Here is a 12,652-nt window from a genome sequence, read left to right on the forward strand (position 1 = left end):
TCTTAATTCCGTAACTTACCAATTTATAAGGACTTTTTCCAAAAGTTCATTTTTTAATCTATTTTTTTATCCAATAAAATCAATCACTTACAAAGCACCACTATAATATAGTCACTTTCGACACATTCTTAAAGTGTCACTTTAAGTCATGTGCATAAATGGGCTATTTTTGGCAAAACTTCTACAGAATTTTTACCAGTCATTTCAATGAGTTGCGAAGCTTCCAAGCCACGTATCAGGGCCATCTCTTCTGCGATCTTTTTTAATTGATCCGGCGCATTTCTTCCTTGATGCCCCAGCCAAACCGGCGGAATATCCGGCGCATCGGTCTCCAGAACCAGTGTTTCCACAGGCAATTCTGCTGCAAGCTGACGCAGTTTCAATGCGCGCGGCCAGGTCATGGCACCACCAAACCCTAATTTGAATCCCAAACTGGCAAATATCTCCGCTTGTTGCTTGCTGCCGTTAAAGGCATGTGCAATACCCCCCGTTAAAGTATGCTTGCGCAAATATTTGAGGATGGTGTCTATCGCACCTCGCACATGCAAAATCACAGGCAAATGAAACTGCCTGGCAATGCGCAACTGTCCTTCATATAGCTCTAGCTGTCTGGCCTCATGTTCGCGCGTCAGGTAAAAGTCGAGACCGATCTCTCCAATCGCCAGCAATTGATGCGCCTGAGGGCCCTCCAGCACCCTGGCGACGGTTTGCTCGAGCTGCGCCAGCGCATCCTCAGGTGCCTCAGACACATACATGGGATGCCAGCCAAGAGCGAATCCAGCTTGTGGATGCCGTGCACACCAGGCCATAATCGGCTCAAATGTCGCCTGCGTCACGGCTGGGATGACCACCGCACGAACGCCCTGCGCCAGGGCCGCCTGCCAGACCGGCTCACGGTCGGCATCAAACTCACGGGCATCCAGATGACAGTGGGTGTCGATCAGCATAAGAATCAGGCCTTAAGCCTGGCCTGAAGACGGATATCCTGCCCGACCTGTCGCAGATCCATAATGTCCAGCGTGTGTATGTCTGCCATCTGCGTCCATGCTGGCAGGGCAAACATGCCGCGTGCCGCGTCTCCCATTAGCTTGGGTGCGTAATACAGCAATAACTCATCCACAAACCCGCTTTGCAAAAAGGCCCCATTCAGCGTTGCCCCCGCCTCCACCAGTACCTCATTACAAGGCCAGGCCGTTAGTGCCTGCATGACGGCAGCAATATCCACCTGCCCCTGCGCATTCGGTGCATGCAGGGTACGTACCCCCATCACTTGCAATATCTCCAGCTTGGCGGCCTCCCCGTGCGCATACGCCACCAGCGCATGGCCATCCTGCAACACCTTGGCGTCTATCGGAATACGTAACTGGCTATCGAGAATGACGCGTAAGGGTTGGCGTGGCGTCTTCACCTCACGCACGGTGAGCGAGGCATTATCCTTTAGAATGGTCGAGATACCCGTGATCACCGCACAGCTTTGCGCACGCCAGTGATGGACATCTTTCCGCGCCTCTGGCGACGTAATCCATTGACTGACCCCATTCGCCAACGCCGTACGGCCATCCAGACTGGCAGCGACCTTGAGGCGGACATAAGGGCGTTGTTGCGTCATGCGCAGAATAAACCCAGGATTCAGCGCCTTGGCCTGCGCTTCGCAAACCCCAACCGTGACAGCAATACCCTGTGCCTGCAAACGTGCAATGCCGTTGCCAGCAACTAAAGGATTCGGATCCTGCATGGCAACCACGACCCGGCTCACACCGGCATTCACCAGTGCATCGGCGCAGGGGGGCGTCCGGCCAAAATGACTGCAGGGCTCCAGAGTCACATATGCAGTTGCACCTCTTGCCTGCTCGCCAGCGGCGCGCAAGGCGTGTACTTCAGCATGGGGCTCCCCCGCCTTGAGGTGAGCGCCTTCTCCAAGCACTTGGCCTTGTTTGACGATGACACAACCGACACGCGGATTAGGCGTGGTCGAATACAGTCCATGCACCGCCAGGCGCAAGGCATGGGTCATCCATTGAATATCTTGAGTACTGTGTAACATAGACTAGCATCATACAAAAAAAGCCCGCCTTGCGGTGGTTTTGTATGGCGGACACCTTTGAACGGCCAGTGAATGACAAGACCGCGCCCTGGATAAAGGGCGTACACACAATGAGAGTTAAGCTAATGGGAGGAGATTTGACTATGGGTGAGACGTCCGTCCTGGTCAAAGTATATGCGTAAGGCATGATAGACATGCATGCACTTACCCAGATCATACTCAAGTGCATTGGCGTCCTCAAGGCTAGGCCGCCCAAGCAAGGCCATGACGGCCTCTTTTTTGGCGCCTCGAATCAGGATGTGATTTTTGAGATCGTATGCCATGTCACCGCGTCTGCACTCCTTTTGCACGGTGTTGGACAACTGCATCCAGCGGGTCTGGTCAAACTTGTCTCGACCAAACACCGCCTCATCTTTAAATGCCCACCAGGTAAAAAACACGATGGTGAGAATCACGGTGAATACCGCTAATACCACTGCAGATAGCTTGATCAGTTTCATACGCCCCCGCCTTCACATGCAACATTGATAGACCGTGCACAGGGTGAAGCAAGGCACACGGAACACATACACCAGCGCACAGAGGGTGCGACCGGCAATGGTTGTTGTCAGTTATCCAGATCGCGGATGGCGTTATGAAAGTCATCCACATCTGAAAAGCTTCGATACACCGAAGCAAAGCGGATGTACGCCACCTGATCCATTTGTTTTAACTCTTGCATGACTGTTTCACCCAGCAACCGCGCAGGCACTTCGCGCGCGCCCAAACCGAGCACTTTTTGAACAATGCGGTCCAGTGCTTTATCGACATATTCAGTAGGCACTGGACGTTTGTGCAGCGCACGTGTAAAGGAGAGGCGCAATTTTTCGCGCTTAAACTCTTCGCGCGTCCCGTTTTGCTTTACCACTTGCGGCAGATGCAATTCTGCCGTTTCATAGGTGGTAAAGCGCTTGTCACACACCTGACAGCGACGGCGCCTGCGGATGGAGTTCCCTTCCTCATTGAGTCGGGAATCCACCACTTGCGTATCATCCGCACCGCAAAACGGACATTTCATGGCTGTGGATAGCCCGAAAAATTATTTACCGTACACTGGGAATTGATCGGTCAAGGCATGCACCTTCGCCTTGGTGGCCGCAATCACTTCAGCGCTTTCCGGATTATCCAGCACATCAGCAATCAGGTTAGCCACTTGCTCGGCTTCGGCTTCTTTAAAGCCACGCGTTGTGATCGCAGGCGAACCGATACGAATACCGGAAGTCACGAACGGGCTCTCGGGGTCGTTAGGAATCGCATTCTTGTTGACCGTAATGTGCGCTTGGCCCAGATAAGCGTCTGCTGCCTTACCGGTCAAGCCTTTAGGACGCAGGTCTACCAGAAATACATGAGACTCGGTACGGCCGGAGATAATACGCAAACCACGCGCAGCCAACGTGCTGGCCATGATGCTGGCGTTTTTCAATACCTGTTCCTGATACGCTTTGAAGTCTGGCTGTGCCGCTTCGAGGAAAGCTGTCGCCTTACCGGCGATAACGTGCATCAACGGGCCGCCTTGCAAGCTTGGGAACACGTTGGAGTTCAGTGATTTTTCAAACTCGGCCTTAGCCATGATGATACCGCCACGTGGACCACGTAAGGTCTTGTGCGTGGTTGAAGTCACAAAGTCAGCATGCGGTACCGGGTTAGGATAGACACCCGCTGCAATCAAGCCAGAATAGTGCGCCATATCGACCATGAAATAAGCACCGACTTTTTTGGCGATTTCAGCCATACGCGCCCAGTCAAAACGCAAGGCATACGCAGAAGCACCCCCAATCAACAACTTTGGTTTGCACTCCACCGCGATACGCTCCATCTCATCGTAGTCGATCTCTTCTTTATCGTTCAAACCATAAGGCACGATATTAAACAACTTGCCGGACAGGTTAGCCGGAGAACCGTGTGTGAGGTGACCGCCGTGACCCAGATTCATGCCCATGACGGTATCGCCAGGTTTGAGGATGGAGAAATACACGGCCTGATTCGCCTGTGATCCAGAATGTGGCTGCACGTTGGCATACTCAGCCCCATACAAGGCTTTCAGTCGGTCAATCGCCAGCTGTTCAACCTGATCAACAAACTCACAGCCACCGTAAAAGCGTTTGCCTGGATACCCTTCAGCATACTTGTTCGTCAATTGCGAGCCTTGGGCTTCCATCACCGCTGGACTGGTGTAGTTTTCTGAAGCAATCAACTCGATATGCTGATGCTGACGCTCCACTTCGGAAGAAATCATTTGGGCCAAGGCCGGGTCTGCAACGCTTAAGTTTCTTGAAAAGCTAAACATGACGATCAAGTTTCCGTATCACAAAAATAAAGCGCGATTTTAGCATGAGGCGACCGCAGCATCCATCTTTAGCGATGCGCTCATTGAGCGCCTATCACTTTAAGTCGTGGTGTAATCCAGACACAAAGCGCACCAATACAGTGCAAACATCACCAGCCTGATTGAAACAACATGCACCAAAAAACAGAATTAAATACTTAAGCAATTGATTTAAATTATCTTTTTAAATCTGGCACAACTTATGCTTAATAAGATCCGTAAGCGTATATCTCCAAAATCGCTCCCTAAACCCAACTTCGGTTGGGTTCTTTTTTTTTCAGGGGATGCTGTCTTGTCTTGACTCAATGTTGACGCATTTTTAGTTGCTGCAAGGTCTGCTGGCAGCCTACATCCGTGGTTGCACTTTGATCGCCCGGATCGAGAAATGGCAGGATGGCGGCAAACGGATTGATCAATGCCAGTAATATGCCGCCAGCGACCCGTGCGGCAATCGGCCCGGGGCTGATCGAAACCTGGGGGTCTACAAAAGGCCCTGTCACCAGAATAGGCGAGCGCACGGTTAACGGCGAAAAGTTTTTAGGACTGGCCTGGAGTTTAAGGTTGAGCTGCTCCTGACCCAAATCGACGGCACCATTGACCGTGACGGTCGTCACGGGCGTATCAATCACGGCTGCCTCTGGTGTCAAAACACCCTCTTTGGCCCGCCAGCCCATCGCGGCGCAATGCATGGGCAAGGGCTGGTCGCCCTTGATCATGACACCAACCGCTTGAGCGATGTCTAAGCCAGCCGCCTCAATCAACAAGTGAGACATTTCCCCCTGACGCACCATCAGGGCGAGCTGACCATCCAGCGAGCGCAATAATTCGGCGGTTGAGCGGCCATGCCCCTGCAGCTTGGCACGCCCATTCAATTTACCGCTCACATAAGCTGGCGCCGGCTGTTGGCTGGTTTCTTTGGCTGTGTCACTGGTCGATTTTTTATCCGTCTGTGGCGAGACTTTTAGCCATTGTTCCAAACGGATATCATGCACCGCCAGCGCAATCTCCCAATCCGGGGCAGCGGGTGGCGACAAGTCGGCGTTTTGTGCATCATGCGCATCAATCGATAGCTCGCCTGAGAGGGAGCCTTGAGCCGTACTGGCCTCCAGCTCTGCCAGACTTAACTTGTGTTTTTGCAAGCGCAAGTGCAATTTAAGCGGTGCAATGCGCTGCCTGAAGGCCGATCCTAAATCGACCGCATCAATATGCACATCGATATCCGCATTCATGCGGCCATAGGTCGTAAAATCCAGCGAGGTATTTGGAAACAATTTGCCTGGATGCGGGTTGCTAGTCGATGGAGTCGCTGCAGCGCCAAAGGCAGGCGCCAAATCCGCCAACATCAATAACGAGCCTTGCAGTTTGCCAGTCAACATCGGCGTTTCTGGGGCAAAATCATAAACAAACTGTCCCGCCAGCTGACTGTTGCCAATGTGTGCAGACGCGACATTCACAGCCCACTGCATCGCGTTTTTTTCAACGGTCGCCTTGATTTTGAAATGCGGCGTCCTAGGGAATGTCAGGCTCAGCAAGTCCCCGACATCGGCCAGTGACGAACCTTTTACCTCTACCTGCCCCTTGACACGCTGGACACCCAACACATCATATACGGCACCGCGGAACGTGGCATGCACGGCACCATACGTTAACCATCCTTGCGAGTTAACTGGCGGTGAGTCCTGCCCCTGAGTCGCGATCGGTAAAAAGCCTTGCGTCACCAATGCGGCCTGCAAGGGCAAACGACGGAAATGGCCATCCACTTTGATTTGCGATTCCGGCGCTTTAAGATGGGCGCCCTCTTCGGTATAAAACTTGACGTTCAGTTGCGCATCCGTAACGGCATCGGCAAGCTTGGCTTGCCCCTCATTAACGGCCAGTTGCTCAATGATGGGAAACGGACGGGGCGGACTGCCGTCATCCAGCTCAAAATCCCAACTGGCCTCTTGGTTGGCATGGCGGATCATGTAAGCATTTAAACGGTCCGCGCGAATCGACGCAATGCGATAAGGATCGCGTGCTTTGAGTGACCACAGGTCGCGGTAGCGCAACGCCAGCGACAAGCCATGCGCTTCAACAAAATAAGGCGCGTCAAAGCCTGCGGGCGCGGCAATTCTCAATCCACCTACTTGCAACCGGATGCCACCCAGCAATTGCAAATGGAAAGGACGGTCTATGATCACGGCCCGTTGCAACTGATTTTGCAACGCGGTTTGCAGGGGTTGGCGCAAAAAAGGCCAGCCCAGCATTTCGCAGACCATGACTACAAAGACAAGCACAAGTAGCATGCCCCCCAGCCAGCGTGCAAACAGGGGAGCGCGGGGTGTTTTATCAATATCACTCATAACCCGTTATCATGCCGCGTGCAGCTCAGGCTGACCAGTGCCCCACGTCTGACAGCGCTGTAGGTGGATTCTGGCAAATCCGGCACCTACTGTCAGTTATAATGAGCCCATCTCACTCACATCGACAGGAGCCCACCACCATGAAATGGACTGACAGCCAGCGTATCGCCGAAGAGCTGTATGATCAATTCCCCGAGATTGACCCCAAAACCATCCGCTTTACCGACCTCATGCAATGGGTCATGGATTTGGAGGACTTTGATGATGAGCCCTCCCGCTGCGGCGAAAAAATCCTGGAGGCGATTCAACTGGCCTGGATAGAAGAAGCCGAATAAATGATTCCATTGCTGCCAGCGTCGATTTTCAAAGCCTACGACATCCGTGGCATTGTCGGTGACACATTGACAGAAGAGATTGTGCAGCAGATTGGCCTGGCGCTGGGCTCTTTGGCACAGGCACGCGGCGAGCAGAGTGTCTGCGTGGGCTATGATGGCCGCTTATCCAGCCCGGCACTGGCCACCGCCTTGAGTGCAGGGCTGATGCAAACTGGCGTCAATGTGCTGAATCTGGGCATGGTCACGACGCCCATGCTGTATTTTGCAACGCATTACCTTGCCCAAACGCACAGTGGCGTCATGATCACCGGCAGCCATAACCCACCGCAATACAATGGTCTCAAAATGGTGATTGCGGGCGAGACGCTCAGTAGCGAAGCCATCCAGGCCCTCAAGCACAGCATCATGCAGCAGCAGTTTTACCAGCCCGACCAAGCTGGCAATCAAACCAGCTACGATATTTATCCAGCCTATCAGGCAGCCATTGTGTCGGATATCCAGCTCGCACGCCCGATGCGAGTGGTCATCGACTGCGGCAACGGTGTCGCCGGAGCCTACGCGCCCGCCATCTTCCAGGCATTAGGCTGCGAGGTCGAGCCACTGTTTTGTGAGGTCGATGGTCACTTCCCCAACCACCACCCAGACCCGGTGGAAGCCAAAAACTTGCAGGACGTCATCCACGCCTTGCAAGGCGGCACCGCCGAAATCGGGATCGCGTTTGATGGCGATGGCGACCGTCTGGGCGTGGTCACCCGATCCGGGCAAATCATCCGCAGCGACCGCCAGCTCATGTTGTTTGTAGAGAATATACTCAGCCAGCAACCAGGCAGCCAAGTGGTGTTTGATGTCAAATCCAGCCGCTATCTCGCGCCCTGGATACGTCAACATGGGGGCAAACCGGTGATCTGGAAAACCGGCCACTCGCTGATGAAAGCCAAAATCAAGGAAACGGGTGCCGCCATCGGTGGTGAGCTCTCGGGTCATTTGTTTTTTAATGACTGTGTCGCGGGTACCCCGCGCTGGTTTGGCTTTGATGATGGCCTGTATAGCGCGGCACGCCTGCTCGAACTGGTGAGCCGCAGCCCCGATGCCAACGCCGTGCTAGAAGCCCTGCCAGACAGCCTCAACACCCCAGAACTGCAAATCGCCATGCAAGAAGGCGAGCCGCATGCCTTGATCGCTCAACTGCAACAAGCCGCGCAGTTTCCGGGCGCAGTAGAAGTGATCACCATCGATGGCTTGCGCGTTGAATATGCCGATGGCTTTGGTTTGATTCGCGCCTCAAACACCACACCCGTGTTGACCTTGCGCTTTGAGGCCGATGACAATGCGGCCTTAACCCGCATTCAACAGACATTCAAACAACTGCTACTCAGCACTCACCCAGACTTGAAAATCCCTTTTTGAGCCTCCATTGAATGAGCATGCGACATGCCACTCAAAAAAACCATCTCCGCGGGCGCAGCCTGCTTTACACCCTGCTCTGGCTGGGGCTGGCTGCACTGATCTGGTTTCTGGTAGACCGCGTACAACACCCCAACACCCTGGAACAACTCGGCCAGCAAAACGTGGTGACGCTCAAGCGCGGCACCGACGGCCATTACAGTGCCGAAGCCCTCATTAATGGCGAACGGGTACGCGTTCTGGTGGATACCGGAGCCACCGGCGTCGCCATCTCACAAAATGTGGCAGACCGTTTGGGTCTGGTCAGCCATGACGCGATTAGCACCCACACCGCTAACGGCACGGCGGTCGCTTATTTGGTCAGGCTTAAAACCGTGCAACTGGGTGGCGTCGTCGCCCATGATGTCGCCGCGACGATTTCGCCTGGACTGGAAGGCGATGCCCTGCTCGGCATGAGCTTTTTAGGCAGAATGGATGTGCGCTTATACCAAGGCACCATGACCATTCAGAACGCAGAATAAGGCTGCTATTAAATTTCAGGTTATTTTCTGTAGCCGAATTCGAGCACAAACCACTGCGGATGCATCCCTGCCAACGGCTCCCTCAGCTTGGCCAATTCGGCTTCTGTCCCATGCACTTCAATCCGCACCAGCTTAGACACTTCCCCCATCTCGTGCAAAATCGGCCGCAGGTTTTCGATGTGCGCCAACAGCGCTTCTGCATTGGTGAACCCTTCGCGGCAATGAGCCAGGTCACCGTGAAAGCTAAAGCCGTAATACAGGCAACCAGGCTCACGGGATGACCAGCTCACATATTTTTCGCAAATCGCCCGAAAGGCAGAAGCCTGGCCAGGCTGGATTTCAAAGTAGGGACAGACGGAGACACAGGAATCGGTAGTGGCCATAGGATGAAACCAAATGATTGAATAATCGCGTGATTAATTGGCGAGTTCGGCGCCTTCAACCACGACCCGGAAAAACTGCAAATCGGCCTGGTCGATGATGCGGACACCGGTGGCCACTGAACCGCGCCGACCGGGGGCAATGCCGCCCGTAATCAACATCGAACGTGTCTGGTTGACCATGCGGCCACGGCTGTCGTATTGCAGCATGCGTACTTGCACGCGCCCCACCGGCACATTGCTGTTATTTTGCACGGCAGCGTAAACCATGCCGGTATCATCAGCCAGCGGACCAGCAGGCAAATAGCGGCCAGGGTTGCGTGGCAAATCGAGTCGCATGGCTCTTGCCGCAGCCTCTTTGCCGATTTCGGAATCTGAACTTGCCGCCAGTTGATAATGCTGCAACGCCAGGGCGGTTTCGCCACGCCCTTCAGCAATCTGCCCAAGCAAGGCATAGCCTGGCGCCGTTGGTAACAAGGCGTTGGCTTTTTTCAAAAAGGATTCCGCCTGCTCTTTTTTACCGGCATTAAACAGGGCAATGCCACTTTGCACATAGGGCTTGAAGTAGTCCGGTTGCATCTGGATGGCTTTTTCGTAAAACGCCAGCGCTTCGGTAGTATTTTTCTTGGTGAGGGCAATATCCCCCAGCAGCTCCTCGAAACGCGCTTCGCGCGGCTCAATGCTGATGGCTTTTTTCGCCAAAGTTTTTGCTTTTTCGGTATCGCCTTTTTGCAAGGCCTCTTTGCCTTCATCGTAGGCTTTATAAGCCTCGCGCGTCGCCATCAGTTTGGCGACTTTTTGTGCATAAATCTCTTTACCCATCTCACCGCCAGTGCCCAGCTCGGCCAAGGTTTTTTCGTTGAGATCGACACGCTCTTGCGAAGGCGGGTGGCTGGCAAACAAGCCAGACAGAAAATCCTGCCGTTTGCCCTGGCTGAGCCGGACAAAGGTCTCTTGCAGCGTCACCGCAGCAGCAGGGTCATAACCGGCCAGCTTCATATACTTCATGCCATAGTGATCTGCCTCGGACTCAGCCTCACGGCCATATTTGCTCGTGATCAGTTGCCCGCCCAATTGCGCGCCACCGACCACCAGATTGGCATAATTGGAGTCACGCGTGGCCAGGCCCACCGCCAGCATGGCACCTTGCATAAAGATGCCACGCTCCATGCCTTTGGCACCATGCCTGGCCGCCGCGTGCACAATTTCATGCCCCAACACAGCCGCCAGTTCAGCTTCGCTGTGCAATTCGTATAACAGGCCCCGGTTAAACGCAATTTTGCCACCCGGCATGGCCCAGGCATTGGGCACTGAGTCATTGAGCACCACAAACTCATAGGGCAAATCCGGGCGGTCAGACACCGCGGCTAACCGCTGGCCGACTTGCTGCACATAGCGTGTCAGCTCAGGGTCCAGCGTGTAGTCGCCGCCTTGCGATTGACGCGCCGGGCTATAGTTTTGCTGGCCAATCTGGATTTCCTTGTCTTGCGAGACAAACTGAAACTCCCGCTCTTTGGTGACCGGATTCACCCCGCAAGCCAGCAGGCCTGCAGATACAATCAGCGGACAAAGAATGCTTTTTTTGATCATGATCACTCCACGGCTTCCCTGTGCACGCTTTGCTTAAGTAATCACCGTAGGTTGCTGTCTACCAGTCAGCTGTGGCAACTGCGAAATCTGATGCGAGACCGTAATCAGTTCTGCCAATGCTTCCTGGGCATCAAGCTGTTGCTGAGCCGGGTCTTGCGTAAATGCCTCCAGATAAACGCGGATGGTGGCGCCTTCAGTGCCGGTGCCAGATAAACGGATCACCACCCGTGAGCCACAGACAAACAGAATGCGCAAGCCCTGGCCAGTGCTGACAGAGCCATCGACGGGGTCGGTATAACTGAAGTCATCCACGGTGTTCACGGTGTAGCTGCCAAACACTTGACCAGGCAAGCTGGCAAACTGGGCCTTGATATGTGCCATCACAGCATTGGCCTGCTCGGTGGGCACGCCTTCGTAGTCATGGCGAGAATACACATTGCGGCCATAGGTTTGCCAATGTTTGCGCACCAGTGACTCAACGCTCTCACCCGTGGCGGCCAGCAGATTCAACCAGCACAACACCGCCCACAAGCCATCTTTTTCGCGGACATGGTCACTGCCGGTACCAAAGCTTTCTTCACCACACAAGGTCACGCGGCCAGCATCCATCAGGTTGCCAAAAAACTTCCAGCCGGTGGGCGTTTCGTAACAAGCGATGCCTAATTTGGCGGCCACGCGGTCTACGGCACCACTGGTTGGCATCGAACGGGCGACGCCAGACAAGCCTTTGGCATAAGCAGGGATCAACTTGGCATTGGCGGCAATCAGGGCCAGACTGTCAGACGGCGTGACAAAAAAGTGATTGCCCAGAATCATGTTGCGATCACCATCGCCATCAGACGCCGCTGCAAAATCCGGGGCCTGTGCGCCATACGCCACTTTGACCAGGTCTTCGGCATAGGTCAGGTTAGGGTCCGGATGGCCGCCCCCAAAGTTTTCGGAGACTTCGCAATTCATGAGGCTGTCTGCAGACGCGCCCAGGCGGTTACCTAAAATCTCCTTGGCATATGGCCCGGTCACGGCATGCATGGCATCAAACGTCAGCCGATGCCCCGCGGCCAGCCAGCGCTTGATGGCAGCAAAATCAAACATGCTTTCCATCAGGTCGGCATAGTCACTGACCGCATCTATCACTTCAACCACGAAGCCATCCAGGGTGGTGACACCAATGCTGGAGAGATCCACCTCTGGCAAGTCGGCCAGTTTGTATTGGCTGATTTGTTTGCTGTTGGCAAAAATGGCATCGGTGATTTTTTCCGGTGCCGGACCGCCGTTGCTGGTGTTGTATTTGATGCCAAAATCGTCATCCGGTCCGCCTGGATTATGACTGGCAGAAAGAATAATGCCACCAAAAGTTTGGTATTTGCGGATCAGATGAGAAGCCGCCGGTGTAGACAGAATACCGTGCTGGCCGACCAGCACTTTACCAAAGCCGTTGGCCGCCGCCATTTTGATAATGACCTGAATCGCTTCTTTATTGAAGTAGCGGCCATCCCCGCCCAGCGTCAAAGTCGCATTGGCAGGAATCTCCAGCGTATCAAAAATACTTTGCACAAAGTTTTGCAGGTAGTGTGGCTGTTGAAACACACGCACTTTTTTGCGCAAGCCAGAGGTGCCGGGTTTTTGATCAGAAAAAGCTTGTGTAGCGACAGTTTGAATCGACATGATATG

The 12,652-nt window shown here is 54.0% G+C and carries 12 protein-coding genes; 3 read left to right on the plus strand and 9 right to left on the minus strand.

The features are described from left to right. Positions 1–146: 146 nt before the first annotated feature. The 6 genes from ACT53D_RS07695 to ACT53D_RS07720 all read right to left on the minus strand — a co-directional run bounded on the left by ACT53D_RS07695 (position 147) and on the right by ACT53D_RS07720 (position 6,751). Positions 147–947 carry a TatD family hydrolase gene (locus ACT53D_RS07695; RefSeq protein ID WP_476155459.1) on the minus strand — a complete coding sequence of 267 codons (801 nt, stop codon included), beginning with the start codon at positions 945–947 and terminating at the stop codon, positions 147–149. Between the two features lie 5 nt (positions 948–952). Then, on the minus strand, positions 953–2,044 hold the full coding sequence (gene ribD / locus ACT53D_RS07700; protein ID WP_476155461.1) for a bifunctional diaminohydroxyphosphoribosylaminopyrimidine deaminase/5-amino-6-(5-phosphoribosylamino)uracil reductase RibD: 1,092 nt from the start codon (positions 2,042–2,044) through the stop codon (positions 953–955). A gap of 122 nt (positions 2,045–2,166) precedes the next feature. Beyond that, complete coding sequence (locus ACT53D_RS07705; protein ID WP_194747348.1) at positions 2,167–2,544, minus strand: hypothetical protein; 378 nt, start codon at positions 2,542–2,544, stop codon at positions 2,167–2,169. Between the two features lie 107 nt (positions 2,545–2,651). Beyond that, positions 2,652–3,101 (minus strand): transcriptional regulator NrdR, encoded by a 450-nt coding sequence (gene nrdR / locus ACT53D_RS07710; RefSeq protein ID WP_194747349.1) that lies wholly within the window; start codon positions 3,099–3,101, stop codon positions 2,652–2,654. 21 nt (positions 3,102–3,122) lie between these two features. Then, positions 3,123–4,370 (minus strand): serine hydroxymethyltransferase, encoded by a 1,248-nt coding sequence (gene glyA, locus ACT53D_RS07715; protein ID WP_194747350.1) that lies wholly within the window; start codon positions 4,368–4,370, stop codon positions 3,123–3,125. A 341-nt stretch (positions 4,371–4,711) separates the two neighbouring features. Beyond that, entirely contained in the window at positions 4,712–6,751 is a 2,040-nt protein-coding gene (locus ACT53D_RS07720) for an AsmA family protein (RefSeq protein ID WP_476155464.1), read from the minus strand. A gap of 140 nt (positions 6,752–6,891) precedes the next feature. Between ACT53D_RS07720 and iscX the strand changes: the two genes are divergently transcribed. The 3 genes from iscX to ACT53D_RS07735 are packed head-to-tail and all read left to right on the plus strand — an operon-like array spanning position 6,892 to position 9,011. Then, positions 6,892–7,086, plus strand: a complete 195-nt coding sequence (iscX, locus tag ACT53D_RS07725; RefSeq protein WP_194747352.1) for a Fe-S cluster assembly protein IscX — start codon at positions 6,892–6,894, stop codon at positions 7,084–7,086. Then, on the plus strand, positions 7,087–8,493 hold the full coding sequence (locus ACT53D_RS07730; RefSeq protein WP_476155466.1) for a phosphomannomutase/phosphoglucomutase: 1,407 nt from the start codon (positions 7,087–7,089) through the stop codon (positions 8,491–8,493). A gap of 11 nt (positions 8,494–8,504) precedes the next feature. Then, a complete protein-coding gene (locus ACT53D_RS07735) occupies positions 8,505–9,011 on the plus strand; it encodes a retropepsin-like aspartic protease family protein (RefSeq protein ID WP_476155468.1) in 507 nt (168 codons plus the stop codon). A 20-nt stretch (positions 9,012–9,031) separates the two neighbouring features. On the opposite strand, the gene ACT53D_RS07740 is transcribed toward ACT53D_RS07735, so the two are convergent. The 3 genes from ACT53D_RS07740 to ACT53D_RS07750 are packed head-to-tail and all read right to left on the minus strand — an operon-like array spanning position 9,032 to position 12,646. Continuing rightward, positions 9,032–9,394 (minus strand): putative quinol monooxygenase, encoded by a 363-nt coding sequence (locus ACT53D_RS07740; protein ID WP_476155470.1) that lies wholly within the window; start codon positions 9,392–9,394, stop codon positions 9,032–9,034. Between the two features lie 33 nt (positions 9,395–9,427). Then, complete coding sequence (locus ACT53D_RS07745) at positions 9,428–10,981, minus strand: M48 family metalloprotease (RefSeq protein WP_476155472.1); 1,554 nt, start codon at positions 10,979–10,981, stop codon at positions 9,428–9,430. A gap of 33 nt (positions 10,982–11,014) precedes the next feature. Beyond that, on the minus strand, positions 11,015–12,646 hold the full coding sequence (locus ACT53D_RS07750) for an alpha-D-glucose phosphate-specific phosphoglucomutase (RefSeq protein ID WP_476155474.1): 1,632 nt from the start codon (positions 12,644–12,646) through the stop codon (positions 11,015–11,017). Positions 12,647–12,652 lie beyond the last annotated feature (6 nt).

It is taken from the genome of Methylophilus sp. DMC16 (assembly GCF_056314045.1).

What these genes read in the sequence shown, in the direction of transcription:
- ribD (WP_476155461.1), bottom strand. Translation starts at nt 2,044, where the DNA reads ATGTTACACAGTACTCAAGATATTCAATGGATGACCCATGCCTTGCGC.
- ACT53D_RS07740 (WP_476155470.1), bottom strand. Translation starts at nt 9,394, where the DNA reads ATGGCCACTACCGATTCCTGTGTCTCCGTCTGTCCCTACTTTGAAATC.
- ACT53D_RS07705 (WP_194747348.1), bottom strand. Translation starts at nt 2,544, where the DNA reads ATGAAACTGATCAAGCTATCTGCAGTGGTATTAGCGGTATTCACCGTG.
- iscX (WP_194747352.1), top strand. Translation starts at nt 6,892, where the DNA reads ATGAAATGGACTGACAGCCAGCGTATCGCCGAAGAGCTGTATGATCAA.
- nrdR (WP_194747349.1), bottom strand. Translation starts at nt 3,101, where the DNA reads ATGAAATGTCCGTTTTGCGGTGCGGATGATACGCAAGTGGTGGATTCC.
- glyA (WP_194747350.1), bottom strand. Translation starts at nt 4,370, where the DNA reads ATGTTTAGCTTTTCAAGAAACTTAAGCGTTGCAGACCCGGCCTTGGCC.
- ACT53D_RS07720 (WP_476155464.1), bottom strand. Translation starts at nt 6,751, where the DNA reads ATGAGTGATATTGATAAAACACCCCGCGCTCCCCTGTTTGCACGCTGG.
- ACT53D_RS07745 (WP_476155472.1), bottom strand. Translation starts at nt 10,981, where the DNA reads ATGATCAAAAAAAGCATTCTTTGTCCGCTGATTGTATCTGCAGGCCTG.
- ACT53D_RS07695 (WP_476155459.1), bottom strand. Translation starts at nt 947, where the DNA reads ATGCTGATCGACACCCACTGTCATCTGGATGCCCGTGAGTTTGATGCC.
- ACT53D_RS07730 (WP_476155466.1), top strand. Translation starts at nt 7,087, where the DNA reads ATGATTCCATTGCTGCCAGCGTCGATTTTCAAAGCCTACGACATCCGT.
- ACT53D_RS07750 (WP_476155474.1), bottom strand. Translation starts at nt 12,646, where the DNA reads ATGTCGATTCAAACTGTCGCTACACAAGCTTTTTCTGATCAAAAACCC.
- ACT53D_RS07735 (WP_476155468.1), top strand. Translation starts at nt 8,505, where the DNA reads ATGAGCATGCGACATGCCACTCAAAAAAACCATCTCCGCGGGCGCAGC.